The sequence below is a fragment of the Metabacillus litoralis genome (assembly GCF_007994985.1).
GTDB lineage: Bacteria > Bacillota > Bacilli > Bacillales > Bacillaceae > Metabacillus > Metabacillus litoralis.
The window spans coordinates 127,295-149,538 of the sequence record NZ_VOQF01000004.1; the positions used below are offsets into that span (position 1 = coordinate 127,295).

Below are 22,244 nucleotides of genomic sequence, written 5' to 3' on the forward strand. Positions count from 1 at the left end.
ATATTAATTGCTTTCTACTTTTCTTAGATTTGGCTCTTGATCTATTTCGTTCACAAGCGACTCTTCTGTTACTTCCTTTGATAAGAACCAGCCACTAATTGCAATTCCTGCTAAAACAATCCAGAATATTAACTTCCATGTTGGTGATTCAATAAAATGTTTTGAAACAATATTGATTTCTGGATGTGCTAAGGTATACAATGCAAGCTTTACACCTACCCAACCAACAATAACAAATGCCGCTGTTTCAAGAGAAGGTTTTTTCTTAAGAATCTTCACAAAATAGGTTGCTGCAAATCTCATTATAATAATTCCTATGATACCACCGGCAAGAATGACTAAAAACTGTCCTCCATCTATTCCGCCAATAGCAGGAAGGTTTGTTGCAGGTAACGTTACTGCCAGAGCAACTGCTGCAAGAATTGAATCAACTGCAAACGCCATATCTGCTAACTCAACCTTGAAAACTGTTCCCCAGAACCCAGATTCTTTTTTTGGTTTTTTAAGATGCTCATTTTTCTTAAATACATATTTTTTGAAAATATGATTTATAGAAATATATAGTAAATAAATTGCACCAATAGCTTGCACTTGCCATACATTTACTAAGAAAGAAATTAAGAATAAAGCTCCGAACCTTAATACAAATGCACCTGCTAATCCATAAAATAATGCCTTTTTCCTTTGGTCTTCAGGTAAATGCTTAACCATAACAGCCATTACAAGTGCATTATCAGCAGCTAAAATTCCTTCTAAAGCAATTAATACTAGAAGCACCCAGCCGTACTCTAATAATAAAGTCACATCCATCATTTTTTCCTCCTATGCTCTTAAGATCTCATTACATTCTTTTCCACCAGAAACTCTAGTTCCTAAGTTAGCAATAGGAAAACATAAAAAAGACCTTTGCCAACTTAGGCAAAGGTCTTGCTGAGCATGTTAAACACCGATCATGCCAACAAAGCCGATGGATATAAATCCATGGAATGACGACTTTGTTTTCAGGAAAGAATTCCTGAACGCTACTCCCCTTTGAGAAGAAGAATATTAAGTTATATCCATCATACTTTCAGTCAATGGTAAATGTCAACATTTTTTCCTTAAATTATATTAACCTACCATATTAACCTTAGTGTTGCTACATTTTCATGAACGATTATTTTTTGATGATATATACTCAAATGTTTCTTCATCAATTGATTTTCGCTTTTTTCGTGTAATAATTTTATATGCAATAAAAATAAACAAAACGGTTAAGCCAATTGGTAAAATATATTTATTTGCTAATGCTCCTACATCTTCCCATCTTTCTCCAAGCTTAAAACCTAGATAAACATAAATAAATGTAATAGGTAACATAGCAATAAAAGTATATATTGAGAATATCCAAACATTCATTTTAGCCATTCCACACGGTATAGATATGAGTGTTCGTATACCTGGAAGAAATCTAGCTGTGAATGCAACCATTGCACCATTTCTCTCAAAAAACTCATCTGATTTAATGAGTTTTTCTTCATTAATAAAGAAATACTTGCCATACTTCAAAAGAAATGGTCTTCCTCCATATCTTCCAACAGCATATAAGGTTAGTGGTCCAAGTGTTCCACCTACAGTTCCAGCCAGTACTGTTCCCCAAAGCGTCATATCTCCTTCATATACCCAAAAGCCAGCAAGTGGTAAAACAAGTTCTGCTGGTACAAATTCAATTGTTAAAGCAAGCATGATTCCAAAATAAGAAAGCTCTTTAAAGTTTTCTACCAATGTTAAAATTAACTCTTCCAATTTGATCACCAATTTTCCAAGATGTGTTCTACAAGCATATATAATACACATATTCATATATACAGACAAGCATGATTTTAAGGAGGGAGCAAGTATGGATTGGCTAGAAGCGATCATTCTAGGAATTATTCAAGGTTTAACTGAATTTATTCCTATTAGTAGTACCGGACATCTATACCTAGGAAGAAATTTTTTCGGCCTTGAAGAAGCAGGTTTATATTTAGATACTATGTTACACCTAGGAACACTTATTGCTTTATTTGTTTTTTATAAAGATATCTTATTAAAGCTTATTAAAAATCCATTTAGTCGTATAGGTTTTTTATTAATTGTTGGCACGATCCCTGCTGTCATTGCTGGGTTATTGTTCAACGATTATTTCGAAGCCATCTCTAAAACAGGTGTAACTATTGGATGGGAATTCCTTGTAACAGGCCTATTTCTCTGGTTTGCAGATTCAATTAAAAATGGAGCAAAAAAGGTAGAGGATATTACATTTTTCGATTCTTTCTTTATCGGTAGTTTTCAAGCTATCGCCATCTTCCCTGCCATTTCCAGATCTGGTATGACAATTGTAGGTGCACTTATTAGAAAAATGGACAAAGAAGCAGCAGCCTACTTTTCCTTTCTTCTCTCAATACCAGCAATTTGTGGTGGAGTGATATTCCAATTAAAAGATATTATGATAGGTAATGTTCCCCAAATTAGTTTTACATCAATGTTAGTAGCAACACTCGCATCAGCCATATTTGGTTATATAGCAGTAAAATTCATGATCTCATTTGTCAAAAATAAGTCACTTAAACTTTTTGCTATCTATGTTTGGCTACTCGGAGGAACAATTTTAATTTTACAGCAATTAGAGATTTTTTAAATCCATGATCAGATCCTTTAACATAATTGGTATGTATTGCTACTTATTAAATTGTTGGATAAACCCTATCCTAATAGATAAATTCAGGAAATTTTTTGATAAGGCAGGGATTTATATGCATACAATGTGGAAAGGATCCATTAGTTTTGGACTTGTAAATATACCAATAAAGCTCTATGCAGCAACAGAGGATAAAGATATCAAACTTAGAACCCTCCATAAAAAATGCCACACTCCTATTCAATACGAAAAGAAATGCCCTAATTGTGATGAAGAAATCTCAAATGATGAAATTGTAAAGGGATATGAATATGTAAAAGGAAAATATGTTGTTTTAACTGATGAAGAATTAAAAGAGATTAAAGATGAACATGAAGATAAAACAGTTGAGATTATTGATTTCGTCAAGATGGAAGATATTGATCCTATTTATTTTAACCGATCATATTTTATTGGACCAGGAGAAAACGGTGGTAAAGCCTATGGACTATTACGTGAATCATTAAATAAATCCGGTAAAATCGGTATTGCAGAAATAACAATTCGTTCAAAACAACAGCTTGCAATTGTTCGTGTTTATCAAAACTGCATCGTAATGGAAACTGTTCATTATCCAGATGAAGTAAGAAACGTTAAAGAAGTTCCTAGTGTGCCTGAGCAAGTTGATGTAGGATCAAAAGAGCTAGAAACAGCAATAATGTTAATTGACCAATTAACAACAACATTTGAACCTGAAAAGTATAAAGATGACTATCGTCTAGCTCTTCAAGAATTAATTGAACGTAAAGTTAATCAAGATGAAGGCAAGACTCCTTCTGAAGCTGCTCCAAGACAAAATGTAGTTGATTTAATGAGTGCATTACAAGCTAGTATTGAAAAAACAAAAAAGCCTCAAGCAAAAGGAAAAGCAACACCAAAAACTCAACAACCTAAAGTAGTTGGTGGAGATGATACCAATGAAAAAGGAACAGAAGCATCGACAGCTAAAAAAACAAAAACTGTTAGAAAAAAAGCATAAACATCTAAAAGCGAGGAAATCTTATTAGTGAGATTTCCTCGCTTTTCTTTTCAAGAATAAAATAAAAAGCTTGATAGCAGGAAACACCCACTATCAAGCAAAAAGTTAATCTTATTTTTCTACATGAATCTTTCTTCTTTGAACAAATACATACGCCCCACCGATAGAGATCACGATGAATCCAATTATTAACCAGTTATAGCTTGAAGTAGCTGTTGAAGGAAGCTCATAGCCTTCTTTAGAAGGTTCAGAGATCTTTTCTACATCATCAACTTTTGCAACTTCTACTACTGCGAAGATACTGAAATGTGGAGTACGAACAGTTACTTTACCATCTTTATAAACAGCACCTGGTACGATCTCCCATTTCTCTGTTTCTTCATTGAAGTAGATTACTTCAATATTTTCTGGGTTTTTAACGTTTTTCGGATTTACATCAAATACTAGCTCAATCTCTTCATTAAAGTTGTGAATAGACTTTCCATCAACAAGTAGTGAGAAATCATACACACCGCTAATGAAACTGTCATCTTCCATATCCGCTAGACGCTTAACAACGAGATCAGCACCTTCAAGGATAAGCGAAATTGGCACATTCATAGCAACTGCTAAGTCTTTAGGAGCTAGAGTTACTGTCTCTACACCTTTTTCTTTTAATAGTGAGATATTTTCTTTTGTTAAAGTAAATCTTGCTTCAGCAGACTTGTTACCTTTTAGTTCAATGATAACTTTGTCGCCTTTGTTAACTTTCTCAAGGTCTTTGTTGTCAACTGTTACTTTACCATCTTTTACTTTTGGTTTTACAACAACTAATTTTGATTTTTTATTGTTTTCTTTACCAGGTTTTGGTTCTGGCTTCGGCTCAGGTTTTGGTTCTGGCTTCGGCTCAGGTTTTGGTTCTGGCTTCGGCTCAGGCTTTGGTTCTGGCTTTGGCTCTGGCTTTGGCTCTACCTTCTCAGCAGCAAGGATAAACGTACCACCATCAACACTACCAGGTAAGTCAACAGTTACTTCTTGATTTGCATTTACAACGTATTCTTTGTTGTTGTATAAGTCAAATAATTTTGTATCAGCAGCAAAGTCTACTGCAAATGTTGCTTGTGTATCTGCTTCTGCAGTGTTTAAACCAACTAATACTTGCTCACCTTCATACTCTCTTTCAAATACTAAATATCCTTCTTCATCTCCACCAGCTACTTTTTCACGAGTACCTTTAGAGAATACTTTTGAGTAATCAGCACGGATGTTTAGTAAAGTTGAGTAATGATTGTGTAGTGCCATTGCTTCAGGGTCTTCATTTTCATAAAGCTCCCAAGGCATAGAATCACGGTTTTGACCAAATGCTAGAATATTTCCATTTTCATCTTTCTTCCAGTCAGATGTACCAGAGTTACCTAGTTCTTCACCATAGTAAATAACGGGTTGGCCTTTAGAAGTGATTTGAAGTGCCGCAGCTACTTTTAATTTCGCTCGGTCTCCACCTACATATTCTGTTAAGAAGCCGTTTTGGTCATGACTGCTTAGGAATTGTCCTAAAGTAGCATTGTTATTAATGCGTCCATTACGGTCTTGTAAATATGTCTCAACACTATCAATGCTTCCATCAACAAATGATTTTGCTTTTTCTTTGAAATCAAAGTCTAATAGAGAATCCATTTGACCTGTTCCTAAATAGCCTCCATCATTGTCAACACTTGCACCCCAATATTCGCCAATCATTTTGAAATTAGGATCAACTTCAATCAAGCCATTTTTCAATGCTTGCCATGTTGCATCTTCAACGTGCTTAACTGTATCAATACGGAAGAAATCAATCGTATCTCCACGATCTGTTCTTGCTCTTTCTAACCAAGCAGTTTGCCACTCAACTAATTGTTGACGAACGGCTGGGTCTTCAGTTTTGAAGTCAGGAAGATTATCAAGCTCACCTTTCACTTCGTGACCAGGAAGCTCTTCATCACCCATACGTAGCATACCCTTTAATCTATCAATCGCTTCTTTCGATGGAAGATTTGCTTCATCTTTTAACCAATCATCTTGACCTTCTTCTGTGTCTACCTCACCTTTCATACCATAACCAGCGTGGTTGACAACAACGTCTAGCATAATTTTAATACCTTTATCATGTGCTTTTTCAATTAATTCTTGGAATTTCTCAATGTCACCTAAGTGTGCATCAAGCTTCTCGAAATCTTCTGCCCAATAGCCATGATATGCATATTGCTTCGCTTCTAAATCACCGCTTGTTGTAAAATCAAGACCTTTATTAAAGTCAATATTATCAACAATTGGAGTGATCCAAAGTGTATTAATACCAAGATCATCAATGTAATCTAACTCATCGATAATACCTTGGAAGTCACCACCATGATAAGCTTCTTTATGGTTTGGATCATATTCATCTAACTTACCATCTTCGCCACCGTTATTAGAAGGATCTCCATCTTTGAAACGGTCCGTAAGCATGAAATAAATTCTTGCTTCATCCCAATCAAATGAAAGCTCGTCGCCTACTATTTGTTGTGGCTTAACAGTTACTTTAATTGTTTTAGTATGTTTGTTACCAAACTCATCTAGTGCTGTAATCACAAGTTCTTTTTCCCCAGCACCTATTGTGTCACTTGCACCGATCGCAACTGAACCAACAGTTTGATCAATAACTACCTTACTCTTACCACCAAGTGGTTCAAGATTTACAGATAATTCTTCAATATTTACTTCTTCTTCTGTTGTTGCACTTGCTGATAATAATGCATTTTCACCGTACGTAAATTCTCCCGGTGATACATTCGCTTCAATATTTACATCTGGACGATTGTACGTAATTGTAGACTTACCATCTTTTGTGTTATAAGGATCTGTAACCTCAGTTGTTTCACCGTCTTTAGTTACTAGGAATGTGTACTCATGAGTACCTTCTGCTAAGTCTGATAACTTATAAGAGAAGTATTCATTTTCAGCACTATACTCCATATCATACTCAACGTCGTCTACTTTCACTTTCACAGAATCGATTGTATCCATAGCATCGTTTTTGAATAGATCTTCATCACGATAGAAGAATGTTACTTCTCCATCTGCTAATACCGGTCCACCAACATGTGGTACTTGAGTATGACCAGCTACACCAGTTACAACCGTTACTTTTGTAAGAATCGCGTCACGATCAATTTTCACATTATGGTCATCACTATCAGGTGCGACCTTAGCCGTTGCCCAATCCTCACCTTTACGGACTAGAAATCCAATTGATTCTGTTTCAGGAGCAATTTCAACATTCGCAATTGCTGTATCACCTTCAAATGATTCAAAGTTAATTTGATCATTCTTAACGCCTGTGTTCCAAACCCATAAGTTCCACTCACCAAAATCACCAGTAAAGTCACCATCAGGTCTCACATATTTAATGCGTACATAACGCTTCACATTTTCTTTAACTGTCATGTCTAAAGTAGCTTCTGCGTCACCAGATTTTGCCGTAATCACGACATTTCCTGGTTTCACACCAGTTACTTGACCTTGACTGTTAACTGTTGCAATTGTGTTATCGCTTGAAGACCAAGTTACTTTTGCACCAAGCATATCTTGAGCAAATTGGTCTTGTACTAGAGCTGATAGCTGTGTTGAATATGTTGCAAACACAGAGTTGTTTCCTGAAATCATAATTTCATTAGCAACAAGCTCTTCAACAGTTACTTCGATCATCTTTTCAATGTCGCCTACTTTAGCTGTAATTGTAGCCGATCCTTCAGCTAAACCTTTTACTTTACCGTTAGAAACCGTTGCAACAGTTTCATCAGAAGAAGACCAAGTTACTTCTTCACCAAGCATTACACGATCTTTTTGATCTTTTACATAAGCTGCTACTGTTTTCGTTTCACCAGGGTTGATTGCTAGTGAATCAGGATTAACTGTAATACTAGTTGCTTCTGGAGTATAAGCTGCTTCAGATTGATCGTAAAGAACCATCATTGAAAGTCCTTCAACTGATACTTTATCTGAAATTACCGTTCTAATTGTTTCTGTACCAGCAGTCGTATGATCAACTACTACGTTCCAGTTACCGTTAGCAGGTAGGCTTACTTCCTTTGCTTCTTTATTTGCGTTGTAGATCACAACAATATTTTTCCATGTATCATTGTTTGCATTGTCTTTTAATTGATAAGCAACAATGTTTTCATCCTGCTTTAATACTTCAAAATGTTCATTTACTTCTGCTTTTGTATCCATTTTAAATGCAGAATGGTTTTTTCTTAAATCAATTAAACCTTTGTAATAATTGAATACAGATTGATATTGATCTTTTAATTCCCAACGAATCATGTTGATATTGTCAGGGCTCTTATAGCTATTATGATTACCGTATTTACTTCTTAGCATTTCTTCACCAGCGTGTAGGAAAGGAATACCTTGAGAAGTTAACACAATGCCATTAGCTAATAAGCTACGTTTTACCAACTCATTATCTAGTGGGTCTTCTTCAGTGATAACAGCATGCGGATTTTCACTTGCATCCTCACCAGCTACTGCCATTAACTTATCCCAAAGGTTTAAGTTATCATGCGCTGTTACATATGTGATTGTTTCTTGCGGATCATTAGCAAATTGATCAATCGCACCTTTAACACCTGCTACGATATCGCCTTCTTTACCAGTTGAGCCTGTAGCAAATCCAGTACTATTATCGTCACTTCCGCCTTTAATCGCACCACGAATATTATCATTGAATACTGCGTATCCTTGATCTTTTTGCGTTCCTTTAAAGTGTTGCATAGATGCAGGAAGACTTGTTGATCCACCTGTCCATGGCTCACCGTAAATTAATACATTAGGATCTACTTCATTTTTCAATTCTCTTGTTAGCTCTTGCATTGTTTTTTGATCGATTAATCCCATTAAGTCAAAACGGAATCCATCAATACCAAATTCTGTTGCCCAATAGTGAACAGAATCTTTAATGTATTTACGTACCATTGGACGCTCTGAAGCTACTTCATTACCAGTACCAGATCCGTTTGTAATTTTACCAGTATCATCTGTACGGTAGTAGTAACCAGGAACGATCGCATCAAAAGGTGATTTCCCTTCAAGCTGTGTTGATTCATTCATATACGTATGATTGTATACAACATCGGCTATAACACGAATTCCATTATCATGTAAAGATTGAACCATTTGCTTGTATTCTTTAATTCTACTAGTTGGATCAGTAGGATCAGTAGAATAAGAGCCTTCTGGTACGTTAAAGTGTATTGGGTCATAGCCCCAGTTGAATTTCACTTCATCAGAGTTTGGATCATCCACTTTTAATTCATTTACAGAACCAAAGTCATAAGTTGGAAGTAAATGAACATAGTTAACTCCTAATTCTTTTAAAGAATCAACACCAGTCTTTACACCACTAGGACTAGTTGTTCCCTCTTCTGTAAACGCTAAATACTTACCTTTATTGTCCATTCCTGAATCTTCATTAATTGAAAAATCACGAACATGTAATTCATAGATAATTGCATCAGCAGGTGAAACGATAGCAGGCTTGTCCATTGGGTCAAATCCACTTGGATCTGTGCTATCTAAATCTACGATTGCTGTTCTTTGTCCATTTGCTGAAGTTGAAACAGCATAAGGATCAACTGCATAATTTACATCACCATTTGCAAACTCTACTTTGTACATATAATATTTGTTTTTAAGATCTTCATTGACTTCTAGAGACCAAATACCGTTATCTGAACGGTTCATTTCAGTTTCTTCACCATCTGTATGATCAGGTACAAAAGCACCTTCATAAGTTCCTGCATCATCATAGATTGCTAGACTTACTTTTGTAGCTGTTGGTGCCCAAAGTTTAAATGATGTTTTGATAGAAGAATAGTTATAGCCTAAGTCTCCATCATAGAAGAATTGATCATCATTTAATACATTACGCATTGTTACAACTTTACCTTCAGAATTCCCTACTGATACTTCATAAAGCTTTCTTACATCTACATTCACATTGTCTGCTAATGTAATTTTCGCTTTTGTATCAGAGATTTTTGTTGTTGTTGATTCAATAACTTCATTTGCTTCAACATCTGTTACAACTAGCTCTTGGTCACCAAAAGCTTTGTTAGTTGTTACTAGAATCTCAGATAGAGAGTCCATTAATGCTGATTGAACATTTATTGGCTCTGGTGATTCGATTACTAATAATGAGTTACCATCCTTAGTCTCAGTGTTTAAAGGATCTGTAATCTCTAGGTCATTCCATTTACGTTCGTTTCTCAAAAATTTGTATTGATATTCGCCTGGTGCTACATTTTCTACTGTTACAGAGAAAACACCCTTATCATTTAACTTCAATTCATAAGCTGTTTCTGTGCTCCATTCATTTAATGAACCGATTAGATAAACAGCTGTTTCGTTATCTTCTGATTGCTTGTAATTAAACGTTACACTACCATCTTCATTAATGACAGGACTTTGAATAACTTCAACTGTAAACGTTGAGTTACCATCTGCTAAAGGATTTTTATTAGCAGGATCTGTCATCCATTCTCCATCCACAATATACTTATATTGATAGTCTGCATTTGGAAGTTTCTTAGTTAGCTCCCATATTCCTTCAGACTTCTCAGTCATCTCTAGAGCTCCTGTTCCCCACTCAGTAAAGCTTCCAGCTACTTTTACTGATTCAGCTGCTCCTTCATAAGTAAAAGTCACACTGCCGTCGCTTCCAATTACAGGACTTTCAACAGTTGGAGCTGGTGGTGGCTCTACCTCACCTTTTGTAAACACTGAATTTCCATCAGCTTGGTTCGGATTATTAGGATCTAATTCCCAATCTTCTTTGTTATCCACAATAAACTTATACTGATAAGTTCCATCGTCTAACGGAGTAGTTAGCTTCCAAATACTCTCTGTCTCTTCAGTCATATCAAGAGCACCTGTTCCCCACTCAGTAAAACTTCCAGCAACTTTAACTGTAGTAGCTTCACCTTCATAAGTAAATGTAACAGTACCGTCATCATTTACTACGGGATTCGTCACTTCTGCGCTAACGCTTGCATAAGGTACTAATCCTGATAAAAGCTGTAACACTAATGAAAATATTATCAGCATCGATAGCGCTTTCCTATTTTGTTTTTTCAACACCATTTTCCCCCCTAAGTAAAATTACAATTTGCGAAAACGTTTGCACAAAGACTAAAATAGTAAAGACTTCTATAAAGGAAATCTTTTGTCCATTTTTGTAATATTGTAATCGTTTTCAACAAATCTACATATTTAGAATATCACCTTCTGTAATTAGACGCAACAAAAAAATGTAACCGTTTTTATATCAGGTTACATTTTTTATTATCCAAGCAGCCGCTTCATACAGTGTTTCAAATTGAAAATCTGCTAAACCCTCCTCATCCCCAATTAGAATCGTTTTTGTTCCTGCTTGTTTTCCAGCCGTTATGTCAACATCTCGATCGCCAACCATAAAACTTTCCTTTAAGCTTACCTGGTGTTTTCTAGCTAATTGGTGAAGCATTTCTGGTTCAGGTTTTCGACAAGCACATCCTGCATGTGGCTTATGTGGACAATATATGATATCGTCAATTTTCCCTCCGTATTCTTCAATATCTGTTTTCATTTTTTCATGAACCTTTAGAAGCATTTCCTCCTTCATATAACCTAAACCAACTCCACCTTGGTTTGTTACAACAAAAACTTGATATCCCGCATCATTTAATAGTTTTATCCCCTCTCCTACTCCTTCTAACAAGTACATTTGTTCAGGTTTATTGACAAATTTCACTCTATTACTTAATACTTCGTTAATGACACCATCACGATCTAGAAATACCGCTTTATTCATTCTTTACAAACTCCTTTCATGAATTAGTGAAAATCTGTTCATATTAAAAACAATGACATATATAAGGATGATCAACTTGAAACCAATGCTACCGACCTTAAATACTGAAATTCCTAAAGGCTCAGATTGGGTTTATGAAACCAAATATGATGGTTTTCGAGCAATTCTTACTATTACTCAGGATTCAATCCAATTAACTAGTCGAAATGAGAAATCATTAAACGATAGCTTTCCTGAAATTATTTCAGAGGTAAAAGATCAATTTGAAAAGCTCAAACCCTATTTACCTTTATCAATGGATGGAGAGGTTACTTTTCTTACTTCAAAATATTACTCAGACTTTGAAAAATTACAAATTAGAGGAAGATTAAAAAACTCAGAAAAAATTGCACATTCATCCATCTCATATCCTTGTAGATTTCTTGCTTTCGACATAATAGAAACAAATAATGCTTTATTAGTTGGAAAACCATTTGAAGAAAGGAAAAAACAGCTTCATGAGCTATTTGTTGAACTTGAGTTTCCTACACAAATTGATCCTTCTAACCATAATATTTTACAGTATGTTCCATATACAACGAACTATACAGAGTTATGGGAAGAAATACGCCTTGAAGATGGTGAAGGAATTATTGCCAAGCATCTTAATAGTAGATGGGAAAGTGGTGTTCGCTCAAAACAATGGTTAAAAATTAAGAATTATAAAAAAGCACTTTTTTTTATTACAGGCTATGATAAGGAAAATGGATATTTCCATGTAGGAGTTTTAAAAAGTGATAACATCATTCCAGTTGGGATTTTTTCACATGGAATTTCTAGTACTGAACGTGATGCTCTTATTACTATTTTGAAAGAAAACAAAACAACTGAAACCGCAACTTTTATTGAAATATCTCCTGCTATTATTGTTGAATTACAGTTTCTTTCTTTATATAAAAATCAATTACGTGAGCCTTCTTTTTTTACCTTTCGTTTCGAAAAGCAGATTGAGGAATGCACATGGGATATGTTACTTCTATCAACTGCACCTTTACACAAGGAGTTATCAATTACTCATCCCGATAAACCTCTATGGGAAACAATGGATGTTAAGAAGGAGAACTTTCTAAGCTATTTATATCAAGTTTCTAAGTTTATGCTTCCATTTTTAGAAGATAAATTATTAACAGTTATCAGGTTTCCTCATGGAATGTTTGGAGAAGCCTTTTATCAAAAGAATTGCCCGGATTATGCACCAGAATTTATCCAAACAGAAATTCATGATGATATAAAATATATTATTTGTAATAACTTATCAACCTTACTTTGGCTCGGAAACCAGTTAGCATTTGAGTTTCACATTCCATTTCAGACACTAGATACAGAACATCCTACAGAAATCGTGTTTGATCTTGATCCACCATCAAGAGAATATTTTCACTTAGCAGTTAAAGCCGCTGTAGAAATGAAGAAAGTTTTTGATCAGTTTAATTTGCTTACATTTCCTAAGCTTTCAGGAAATAAAGGCTTGCAAATTCATATACCGCTATCTAAAAATTCATTGTCATATGATGAAACAAGGATATTTACTGCCTTTATTGCTGAATACCTTGTGACAAGCTTTCCTGAAGATTTTACAATTGAAAGAATGAAGAAAAATCGCGGTAAAAGACTATATGTTGATTATATTCAACATGCAGAAGGTAAAACAATTATTGCTCCATATTCACTTCGTGGAAAAAAAGAAGGTGCCTACATCGCAGCTCCATTATTATGGGAAGAAATTAACGAATACCTTACTGTTGAAAATTTCACAATTGATAATGTTTTAAAGAGACTCGATACCATTGGATGTCCCTTTAATAAATACTTCACAAGACCACAGGATGAAACACTCAAAACACTCATTAACGGTTTAACAAAATAAAAAATAGAAAAAGGCTAGGACATAAGCATTTAAGCTAATGATAAACTCGAATTAATAGGTGATCGTTCAATTAAACAATCGCCAATTAATTCGAGTCTTTTTATGCTGTCTTCAATAGATTTGTGTCTTCAGGGAAATGGAACGAACTTGTTTTTCCTGCTTAATAAAAACAGTATTATCTATTGAATAGTTATAAATACTTTAGATGTATTTGTCTCTATGATGATTTCTTTCAATATATTTTAGTATATTTTTTGGTTATTTTTTATCTTTTACAATATCAATAATTTGTTCAAGCATAGTAACCATGTCTTGTTTTTCGAACTTAGAGGTTGATTCTGGTGGTGCAGGTAATTGTTCCTTGTCTTCATTTTCTAACCGCATGTCTTCCTCTTCTTTTATTAGTCTGTCTTCCAATAAATATGCTGGAATAAGCTGTCCATCTGGTGTTACATATTTCTTGTTCATTCTTCTCGTTTCTTTATCAAATACGCTGTAGACGATCGGAATGACAAATAGTGTTAGAAAAGTACTTGAGATTAACCCACCAATAACTGTTATTCCCATTGGCCTGTTAATTTCTGTTCCCTCACCCAAGCCTAATGCTAACGGCACTAGCCCTAAAATTGTTGTTAAAGCTGTCATTAAAATCGGTCTAAACCTTACCTTTACTGCCTCAATTAAAGCATCATGTGTTTTGAATCCTTGTGCTTTCTTCTGATTAATATAATCTACTATAACAATTGCATTGTTTACAACAATCCCTGCTAAAACGATAATACCTATAACTACTGTTAAGCTAATTGGTGAATTGGTTAATACTAGTGCAATTCCTACACCAATTATCATCAGTGGAACTGTAAACATAATAACTAATGGATATTTAAATGACTCAAATTGTGCAGCCATAACAATATATATAAAGATTATCGCTAACACAAAGGCTAACAGCATATCATCTAATGAAGATTCAAGTAGATCTCTGTCTCCTCCAAATGTTATCTCTGTATCATCAGATAGATCTAATTCTTCAATTTTTTCATCAACCAAATTGGATATTTCACCCAAATTTGTTGAGTTATTAAATCTTAGATCATACTGAACCGCAACTTGTTTATCAATACGTTGAATGGATACTGGCCCTTCTCCAACTTCAATTGCTGCTACTTCACCTAATTCAACAAAGCTGTTATCAGGTTTTTTTATAAGCAGTTTTCTAAGTGAATCTATGTTTTCTCTTACCGAATCATCATAACGAACATTAACACTATAAATTTCATTATTATCTGCATTTGTGATTTGAATAGCATCAGTACCACGTGTTACATCATTAACAACCATTCCTATTTGAGCAGGACTTAAACCATTATTAAGTGCTTTCTCCCGATCAATGATAATTTGGATTTCTTCAATCGTTTCTTGAAGATCATTACTTAATTCTTCTACATCATCCAACTCTAATAATGCTTCATCTATTTTATTTATAGATTCTTTTAATCTTTCTTCATTCGTATCCTTCACATTAAATGTTAATGTATTAGGAGTTGAACCTGTAGAAGATTGAGTGTTAAACGATAATTCTGTTGTTTTGTTAATAGAATTCGCTTCCTGCTCGAGAGACTTTTTAATATCATCAATAAAGTCAAAAGTAGAAACATCCCGGTTATCAAGATCTTTCAGTTTGACATAAATCTCTGCTATATTTGTACTCCCTGTTCCACGAAACGACTCCTCTTGTGTGGATCCAATTAAACTTACATATAGCTCAATGTTCTCCTCATTCTCTAGTTCATTTTCAAGCGCTTCAACAACCTTACTTGTTTCAGAGAGTGCTGTTCCATTTTCCAACTCAACATCAATAGTGAAGAAACCTTCATCTGTATTTGGTAAAAATACAGATCCAACTCGGGATATACCGTAGATACTCCCCAAAAATAATAGAAGTGTTAAAATCAAAACTAACGCTCTGTTTCGTAAAGCCCATCTTATTGATTGATCTAAAGATTTCATAAAAGAAGATTCCCGACGAATCTCCTCTTTATTTTCACGTGGTTTTCTTAACAGCTGACTTGCTAGCATTGGGACTATAGTTAATGCCACAAATAATGAGGCAAATAAACTAAATGCAATGGTTAGAGCAAACTCTTTAAAAAGATCTCCAATAATACCTGAAATAAACACTACTGGAATAAACACGGCTACCGTTGTTAAGGTTGAAGCAATAATCGCGGGACCCATTTCCTTTGCCCCTTCATATGCAGCTTCCTTCGGGTTTTTCCCCATTGATAGATGTCGATATATATTTTCAATAACTACAATTGCATTATCTACAAGCATTCCAATTCCGAGTGCTAGACCACCTAATGTCATGATATTTAATGTGAAGTTAGAGAAATACATCAATACAAACGTCACAATAACTGAATAAGGAATAGCTACACCAATAATTAATGGACTTTTTACACTTCTCAAGAAAACAAAAAGAATAAGCATTGCAAGTAGTCCACCAACAATTAACGTATTAACCATATTGCCTATTGCTTGATCAACATATTCACCTTGATCAAAGATGATATCTGCACTTATTGAATCATATCTTTCTTCTTCAAGCATTTCAGTTAGCTTTTCCTGAAAAGCATCTGATACTGCAGCTGTATTTGCATCAGATTGCTGTAATACACTTACTAGTAATGAAGCTTCTTGGTTTGCACGGGTAATTGTATTTGATTTTTGTGGTGTAATTTTCACCTGAGCTACTTCTTGTAAGGAGATATTTTCTCCATTTGCAGGGTCCTGTTTCACCACAATATTTTTTAGCACATCAAGAGAATCAATTGTACTCATGACCCTTGTTGTTAATTGCTTTCCTTCTGTAACAACAGTATCCCCAGGAGTAGTTACAGAATTTGCTCTTATCACATCAACTATCTCAGATTGGCTAATTTTGTATTCCTTTAACTTCTCTTGATCAAGAGTAACACTGATCTCATCTGTCGTTAATCCAGAAAGATTTACACTTGCTACTCCCTCTGTTTTCGTTAACTCTTGTTCTAACTCTTCTGCAAGTATCTGAAGTTGTTTAGCACTTTCAGCAGATGTTAATGAAAGTTGAATGATTGGGAATTGAGATGGATCAAATTTCAAAAAACGCGGATCTCCAGCATCATCAGGAAGTGGAGCATCCTCCATTTTTGTTCTAATCTCGTCTTGAACATCATCTATCTTTGTTGTCCAAGAAAATTGCATTAACACTAAACTAGCATTTTCCTGTGAAGTCGAGGTAATAGTGTCAATTCCTTGAACAGTTGACAGCGCTTCTTCTAAAGGTTTAGAAACTTTTTCTACAACTTCATTTGGACCTGCTCCTTGATAGTTTGTAACAACCACTCCAATTGGAGGATTAATTTCAGGAATTAATTTTAATGGGATATTTAATACTGAAACAGCTCCTAATATTAACACAAGTAACATCGTTACAATCGTAAATACAGGTCTCCTTATTGAAAAATTACTTATTTTCATTTAGTTACCCCTCTCAAATATGTATGTCTACTAAACAGAGAAACAAATTGATCAATAGTACATAAATAATTTTAATTATAAAGTGTAGGTTATTTGTTTTAAAAACTTACTAAGTGATAATCAGATAATAAAGTTTATATATAGCATTTACAAGTTTTAACATGTTTCTATTCTTTCATTCCAAGATTGATACACTATGCATAACTAGCATATCTACAAGGAATTTTGAATACAAATAAATTGCTCATTAATAAGAAGGTCTATAATAAAAGTGCACACCAAGCAATTTAATCATTACATAAAAAACAATAACTAATATCCATAGAAACACAAAAAGACTCATAAAATATGAGTCTCAGTTTGTAGACAAAGTATGTTTACAAGCCTCTCTGACAACTGAAAACGCTTAACATTTATTGTTCAAGCCCAATGATGAACGGTGTTACCTAGTTGTTGTAAGCAACACTAGAGCAAGGTGTGAGTATCGAAGAAAACAAGGTTTTTTCAACCTCTGAAGCTCATAAAATATGAAACCTATGTTTATGCGTTTTAGCTGTTTTTTTATCTGAATAATAGGTGTTGTGAATGGATGCCCGCCTTCTTTAAAAGCGCTTTCAAATCTTCCTGTTCTTTAGAAGATAATCCAGAAAATGCACGAGCAATTCGAATTGCATGAATTGGATATACCTGATCTAAATATTCCTGGCCTTTTTCTGTTAATTTTGCGTAAATGGATCGTTTATCTTTCGGATCCTGTTCACGATAAATGAAGCCATTTTTTTCAAGCTTATCAATAACATATGTGACATTTCCACTTACTAATAGCAATCTTGATCCAATTTGCTGTAGTTTTTGCGGTCCCCTTGTGAACAATAATTCTAATACCGCAAATTCTGTAGGATTAAAGCCATGTTCCTTGCTATCACGTATCGAATGCTCTGAAATGCTTTTAAATGCTCTAGCAAAAACACGAAACAAATCCAATGCATTCTGTAACTCTTCCTCATTATAAGATCTCATACCATCGCCCTCTTAACTACGTCTTTTAAAAAGAAATTTTCCACACATTGTTAATTTTACTATTCTTTTATCAATATTTAAAGGATATAAATAAGAAAAAGTGGAAGAATATAAAATACTTAATGTATTTTGGAGGAGAATCGATTGGAATCAAGAATTCGCATAAAATTACAGGGTCTCGAAAAAAATCATAATATAAGGATTTTATATGCATGTGAAGCTGGTAGTAGAGCATGGGGGATTTCATCTCCTAATAGTGATTATGATGTGAGGTTTGTATATACGCATCAAGAAAATTGGTATCTACAACTTTATGAAGGAAAAGATGTGATTGAATACACCTGTGAAGAAAATAGGCTTGAACTAAATGGGTGGGACATAAAAAAGACGCTAAAATTGCTAAATAAATCAAACCCCTCTCTTTTTGAATGGCTTCAATCACCCATTACTTACTGTATAGACGAAGTATTTTTTAATCAGCTAATTGATCTAACATCAAAAGCATTTTCACCTGACATAGCTTTATATCATTATCTTAATATCGCAAAACAAAATAACAAGCTCTTAATGAAGAAGCCAACAACAAAAGGATATCTAGCAACATTAAAGCCAATAATCTCTTGTCAATGGATAATTCAACATAGAAACATCCCGCCTTTTGGAGACAGGATGCTTTTTTTCCATTATATTGAGGATAATCTTATAGAGGATCAAATAGAATTATTATTAAAGAAGAAGCAAGTAGGAGTAAAACAATTTTCTTCTTACCTATTAGATAACTACATATGCATTACTTTAGAAAGGATTGAGAATTGTTTAAAAAAACCAATTAAAAATTCATATCATTTAACGGACCAGCTCACTAAGCTTTTCATCAGTACAGTCAAGGGCTTTTAAAAAACGTATCTCACCACTTTTTAATTAGCTAGAGCTTTTACGTTCGAGCTTTGGTACATTGTGATAAAAATAATTGTATTCATTCTTTAATTCTGTAAGTGTCATTTTAGTCATCACTTGTTTATTATAAACTCCTATAGCCAATAACTTCTGAGAATAATATTTTCTTTGTTCTTCAAGTGCATTTTGCAACATTTTACTCATGGCGTTCAACTCCAATTAATTTTTTTGTTATCTACAATTTACTTCATAATTGTTATAGAACGATTAACAGAATGTTAAGATTCTCTTTCATGTTATTAAATTTATTTAAATTTGATTAAGCTATTGTAATATTGTCAAAACTAATTTCAACTTTAATAGGAGTTGAAAAGAAATTGATAAAAGTAATAGCTATGAAAGAGACCCCATCAAATATGACTGTTTATTTCCTCAATTTGACTGAACCAAAGGCATTTCAGTTAAATATGGTTAAGTTCACTCAACAAAAAATAGATATTCTCGCAACTTATAATACCGAGGAAGACCGATTTGAAGAAGTGACTTTGTTATTTACTAAAAGGTATTTAGATCATCTTATGAAACAATTAACCGCACAAATACATCCATATCATTCAAATGTAAAAGCTCTATAAACACCTTTTCTTCCCAAATTTTCACTTTTTATTCTTCTTTGACTTAAATCAGTTTATGAAGATCCTTCCTTAATATTTACAACTTCATTTTATAACATCCAATTTTAAAACTCCTTTCTTTTGTTACAAATACTAACACTGTATATTTAATTCAAACTTTTTATGTGAGATTTCCTGACAATAAATATGTCATTTTTAAAAATACAAGGTATACTTTTATAAAGAGTTCACGTAAAAGGGGTGGAATTAAATGAATCATCAAGACCGCTCTTACAAGGATAAGAAGGTCATCTCAATTGGAACAGTTAGTGAATTAACAGGATTGACTTTAAGACAAATTCGATATTATGAAGAAAGAAAATTGATTGCTCCATACCGAAATGAACGAGGAACTCGAAAATATTCTTTTATTGATATTGAAACGCTAATGGATATTGCAGATAAACGAGAGGACGGTGTGCAAACAACTGAAATACTTAAAGAAATGAAATTAAAGGAAAAACAAAGAGAAAGCGATGCAGAAGTTCGCAAAAAAATGTTAAGAGGTCAGCTTAATGCACAATTCAATATCGGACGTGAAAGAAATTAATCAGTCTAACCGCTACAGATAGCCATAACGGTGCTGTAGCGGTTACTAATCTTGCTTTATAAAGATTAATTTGGAAAAATTAAATTTATCAAATATAAGCAACCATCAACTTCTATGTACATTCTCCGTTAATAAATATACATTTTCTCCACAAAAAAAACTAAACCCATTATTAATTTACATTTTTTTCATAAAAATATGATAAAAAACCTCTTAAACCCTTTACAATAGGGAAAAATATACGATAATAGAGTTACTAGGGTTATTATACTAGTAATGCTTAAATGCGAGGTGTTCAATATATATGAAATCAATAGATACAGTTATCGAAGAATACCGCAACAGATTATTTATAATAGCTAAAGAAGACGGCATCGACTCGCATCGAACATTGATTGCCAGCCAACATTTAGATGAATTATTAAACATGAAAATGTTTGAAAATCAACCTCCATTACATGAAGAAAAATAAAATAACTAATAAAAAAATAAATATGACCCAACTTAAGAGACCAACTCAATAAAATACGAAATCCTGTTTATAATAATAGAGTTTCGTAAATTTTTGAGGATGTCTCTCTTTTAGTTTTTGGCTCTGTTAAACTTTGTTGTTGATTTCCGTTACAGGCATTCGCTTTCCTGGGAAAAAAGCACCTTTTTTCCTAGGGAAGAATAAGGATAATTCTTCCTAGGTCCGGGAGCCTCCTCGTAAGCTGCGCGCCTGTGGGGTCTCCCTTTGACACGCTTCTCTAAGCAGGAGTCTCATATATTCACCTCCAATCAACAAAGTGTTAAAAACAACATTAAGCTTTAACATAGCCTAGTTTTTCAAGAAAAAAGGAAGTGATTTTATGGCCTTTCAATTGGTATGGCTTAGTAAAGGTAAACCTACAACTCTTACTTTTAAAGGAAAGGAATTTCGATCTGGAATAAGTAAAAATCAAGTGGATTATCTAGAGGTAACAAAAAATGGGATTATCGGTGATGATGTACAAAATCATGAATTCCATGGAGGATCTGAACGCGTTATTTGTGTTTATCCATATGAGCATTATTCATTTTGGGAAAACATGTATCAAACTCCACTTACTCAGGCTGCGTTTGGTGAAAATCTAACATTAACTGGTATGAAAGAAACCGATATACATATTGGAGATATTATAGAAATCGGAGATATCATTTTACAGGTATCACAGGGGCGTTTTCCTTGTTCAACTATCAATAAATATACAAATATTAATACGCTTCTTAATAAAATTGTCGAACACGGATATACTGGTTATTTTTTCAGAGTTCTTCAAGAAGGTAAAATAGAAAGTAATTCAAAAATTAATATCATTGAAAAGCACCACCAAAAAATATCTGTTGCAAATGTCCATCATACCTATTTCCATAATAAAAAGGATATGAAACAAATTGAAGAAATACTTTCACTTGAGGAATTATCACTTGAATGGAAAGAAAGATTTGAAAAATTGTATCTTCAACAAACAAAAAAATAACATGTTTTACTTTCGTTCATATTTAAGTAATTAATTATCGAACGGAAGTAAAAACATAAAATAGATAAGATAGTGCTATTCTTCGGAAAAATCTTCTAACGTCCTCCTTAAAACAATATCTTCTCGACCACCCCACCATTCACGCTAGAACATTATTATTATATTCATCTACATTTTGAATCTTCATAGAATCACTCCCTATCTTAGATAAGCTTAATATACCATTATTTGTATAATGGACACTGTTTTTTATTTGATTAATTGGCTCCTATCCTCTTTATAAGATCTTTTACTAAACTAAGTAGATTAAATTTGAATCATTAAAATATTCCGTTGACTTGTAAATGATATGTGTTATGATAAAACTGAATTAAATAGAAATTACCAATTTCTACTAGGGGAGTCCATTAGCCTGGACTGAGAGAAGAACGCGTTAGAAGTTCTTTGACCCTTTGAACCTGATCTGGATGATACCAGCGTAGGGAAGTAGTAACAGTTGTAGTAAGGACTTCCTCTACTGTCCCTTATTTACAATTTTTACCTACATCCTTTAAACGGGTTCTGAAAATCAGAACCCGTTTTTATTTTGCCTTCCCCTGATATTTCGCTGAATCAAAAAGATTTTTAGTACTTATTAATAAGGAGGA

The 22,244-nt window shown here is 33.8% G+C and carries 15 protein-coding genes and 2 riboswitches; of the genes, 8 read left to right on the forward strand and 7 right to left on the reverse strand.

What is annotated here, in order from left to right:
- Positions 1–3: 3 nt before the first annotated feature.
- Both FS935_RS07955 and FS935_RS07960 read right to left on the reverse strand, forming a co-directional pair.
- Positions 4–810 carry a TerC family protein gene (locus tag FS935_RS07955; RefSeq protein WP_146947306.1) on the reverse strand — a complete coding sequence of 269 codons (807 nt, stop codon included), beginning with the start codon at positions 808–810 and terminating at the stop codon, positions 4–6.
- Between the two features lie 79 nt (positions 811–889).
- Positions 890–1,043, reverse strand: a riboswitch (yybP-ykoY riboswitch).
- Between the two features lie 103 nt (positions 1,044–1,146).
- The gene (locus tag FS935_RS07960) at positions 1,147–1,725 is read right to left on the reverse strand and encodes a DedA family protein (protein ID WP_439116627.1); all 579 of its coding nucleotides are present in this window, start codon (positions 1,723–1,725) and stop codon (positions 1,147–1,149) included.
- Positions 1,726–1,879: 154 nt separating this feature from the next.
- Here FS935_RS07960 and FS935_RS07965 point away from each other — a divergent pair, with 154 nt between their 5' ends.
- A complete protein-coding gene (locus tag FS935_RS07965) occupies positions 1,880–2,659 on the forward strand; it encodes an undecaprenyl-diphosphate phosphatase (RefSeq protein WP_146947308.1) in 780 nt (259 codons plus the stop codon).
- Between the two features lie 115 nt (positions 2,660–2,774).
- Positions 2,775–3,677, forward strand: coding sequence for a non-homologous end joining protein Ku (gene ku, locus FS935_RS07970; RefSeq protein ID WP_146947310.1), 903 nt, complete (start codon positions 2,775–2,777; stop codon positions 3,675–3,677).
- A gap of 111 nt (positions 3,678–3,788) precedes the next feature.
- On the opposite strand, the gene pulA is transcribed toward ku, so the two are convergent.
- Positions 3,789–10,814, reverse strand: coding sequence for a type I pullulanase (gene pulA, locus FS935_RS07975; protein WP_158638560.1), 7,026 nt, complete (start codon positions 10,812–10,814; stop codon positions 3,789–3,791).
- 187 nt (positions 10,815–11,001) lie between these two features.
- Complete coding sequence (locus FS935_RS07980; protein ID WP_146947314.1) at positions 11,002–11,526, reverse strand: D-glycero-alpha-D-manno-heptose-1,7-bisphosphate 7-phosphatase; 525 nt, start codon at positions 11,524–11,526, stop codon at positions 11,002–11,004.
- A gap of 85 nt (positions 11,527–11,611) precedes the next feature.
- Between FS935_RS07980 and FS935_RS07985 the strand changes: the two genes are divergently transcribed.
- Positions 11,612–13,432, forward strand: a complete 1,821-nt coding sequence (locus FS935_RS07985; RefSeq protein ID WP_240050859.1) for a DNA ligase D — start codon at positions 11,612–11,614, stop codon at positions 13,430–13,432.
- Positions 13,433–13,690: 258 nt separating this feature from the next.
- On the opposite strand, the gene FS935_RS07990 is transcribed toward FS935_RS07985, so the two are convergent.
- Both FS935_RS07990 and FS935_RS07995 read right to left on the reverse strand, forming a co-directional pair.
- The gene (locus tag FS935_RS07990; protein WP_146947318.1) at positions 13,691–16,954 is read right to left on the reverse strand and encodes an efflux RND transporter permease subunit; all 3,264 of its coding nucleotides are present in this window, start codon (positions 16,952–16,954) and stop codon (positions 13,691–13,693) included.
- A 561-nt stretch (positions 16,955–17,515) separates the two neighbouring features.
- Positions 17,516–17,974, reverse strand: coding sequence for a MarR family winged helix-turn-helix transcriptional regulator (locus tag FS935_RS07995; RefSeq protein ID WP_146947320.1), 459 nt, complete (start codon positions 17,972–17,974; stop codon positions 17,516–17,518).
- Positions 17,975–18,118: 144 nt separating this feature from the next.
- Here FS935_RS07995 and FS935_RS08000 point away from each other — a divergent pair, with 144 nt between their 5' ends.
- The gene (locus tag FS935_RS08000; RefSeq protein ID WP_158638561.1) at positions 18,119–18,871 is read left to right on the forward strand and encodes a nucleotidyltransferase domain-containing protein; all 753 of its coding nucleotides are present in this window, start codon (positions 18,119–18,121) and stop codon (positions 18,869–18,871) included.
- 24 nt (positions 18,872–18,895) lie between these two features.
- Here the strand turns inward: FS935_RS08000 and FS935_RS08005 are convergent, their stop codons facing one another.
- Positions 18,896–19,075 (reverse strand): Fur-regulated basic protein FbpA, encoded by a 180-nt coding sequence (locus tag FS935_RS08005; RefSeq protein WP_146947324.1) that lies wholly within the window; start codon positions 19,073–19,075, stop codon positions 18,896–18,898.
- A gap of 173 nt (positions 19,076–19,248) precedes the next feature.
- On the opposite strand from FS935_RS08005, the gene FS935_RS08010 reads away from it, so the two are divergent.
- The 4 genes from FS935_RS08010 (at position 19,249) to FS935_RS08025 (ending at position 21,597) form a co-directional block, all read left to right on the forward strand.
- Positions 19,249–19,506 (forward strand): hypothetical protein, encoded by a 258-nt coding sequence (locus tag FS935_RS08010; RefSeq protein ID WP_146947326.1) that lies wholly within the window; start codon positions 19,249–19,251, stop codon positions 19,504–19,506.
- A 250-nt stretch (positions 19,507–19,756) separates the two neighbouring features.
- Entirely contained in the window at positions 19,757–20,095 is a 339-nt protein-coding gene (locus FS935_RS08015) for a MerR family transcriptional regulator (RefSeq protein WP_146947328.1), read from the forward strand.
- 304 nt (positions 20,096–20,399) lie between these two features.
- Positions 20,400–20,567: an aspartyl-phosphate phosphatase Spo0E family protein gene (locus FS935_RS08020; RefSeq protein ID WP_146947330.1), complete on the forward strand. Its 168-nt coding sequence runs from the start codon at positions 20,400–20,402 to the stop codon at positions 20,565–20,567.
- Positions 20,568–20,946: 379 nt separating this feature from the next.
- On the forward strand, positions 20,947–21,597 hold the full coding sequence (locus FS935_RS08025) for an MOSC domain-containing protein (RefSeq protein WP_146947332.1): 651 nt from the start codon (positions 20,947–20,949) through the stop codon (positions 21,595–21,597).
- A gap of 386 nt (positions 21,598–21,983) precedes the next feature.
- A riboswitch (TPP riboswitch) is annotated at positions 21,984–22,099 on the forward strand.
- The last annotated feature ends 145 nt before the right edge of the window (positions 22,100–22,244 follow it).

What these genes read in the sequence shown, in the direction of transcription:
- FS935_RS07995 (WP_146947320.1), bottom strand. Translation starts at nt 17,974, where the DNA reads ATGAGATCTTATAATGAGGAAGAGTTACAGAATGCATTGGATTTGTTT.
- FS935_RS07980 (WP_146947314.1), bottom strand. Translation starts at nt 11,526, where the DNA reads ATGAATAAAGCGGTATTTCTAGATCGTGATGGTGTCATTAACGAAGTA.
- FS935_RS07965 (WP_146947308.1), top strand. Translation starts at nt 1,880, where the DNA reads ATGGATTGGCTAGAAGCGATCATTCTAGGAATTATTCAAGGTTTAACT.
- FS935_RS07985 (WP_240050859.1), top strand. Translation starts at nt 11,612, where the DNA reads ATGCTACCGACCTTAAATACTGAAATTCCTAAAGGCTCAGATTGGGTT.
- ku (WP_146947310.1), top strand. Translation starts at nt 2,775, where the DNA reads ATGCATACAATGTGGAAAGGATCCATTAGTTTTGGACTTGTAAATATA.
- FS935_RS07990 (WP_146947318.1), bottom strand. Translation starts at nt 16,954, where the DNA reads ATGAAAATAAGTAATTTTTCAATAAGGAGACCTGTATTTACGATTGTA.
- FS935_RS08025 (WP_146947332.1), top strand. Translation starts at nt 20,947, where the DNA reads ATGGCCTTTCAATTGGTATGGCTTAGTAAAGGTAAACCTACAACTCTT.
- FS935_RS07955 (WP_146947306.1), bottom strand. Translation starts at nt 810, where the DNA reads ATGGATGTGACTTTATTATTAGAGTACGGCTGGGTGCTTCTAGTATTA.
- FS935_RS08015 (WP_146947328.1), top strand. Translation starts at nt 19,757, where the DNA reads ATGAATCATCAAGACCGCTCTTACAAGGATAAGAAGGTCATCTCAATT.
- FS935_RS07960 (WP_439116627.1), bottom strand. Translation starts at nt 1,725, where the DNA reads ATGCTTGCTTTAACAATTGAATTTGTACCAGCAGAACTTGTTTTACCA.
- FS935_RS08005 (WP_146947324.1), bottom strand. Translation starts at nt 19,075, where the DNA reads ATGAGTAAAATGTTGCAAAATGCACTTGAAGAACAAAGAAAATATTAT.
- FS935_RS08020 (WP_146947330.1), top strand. Translation starts at nt 20,400, where the DNA reads ATGAAATCAATAGATACAGTTATCGAAGAATACCGCAACAGATTATTT.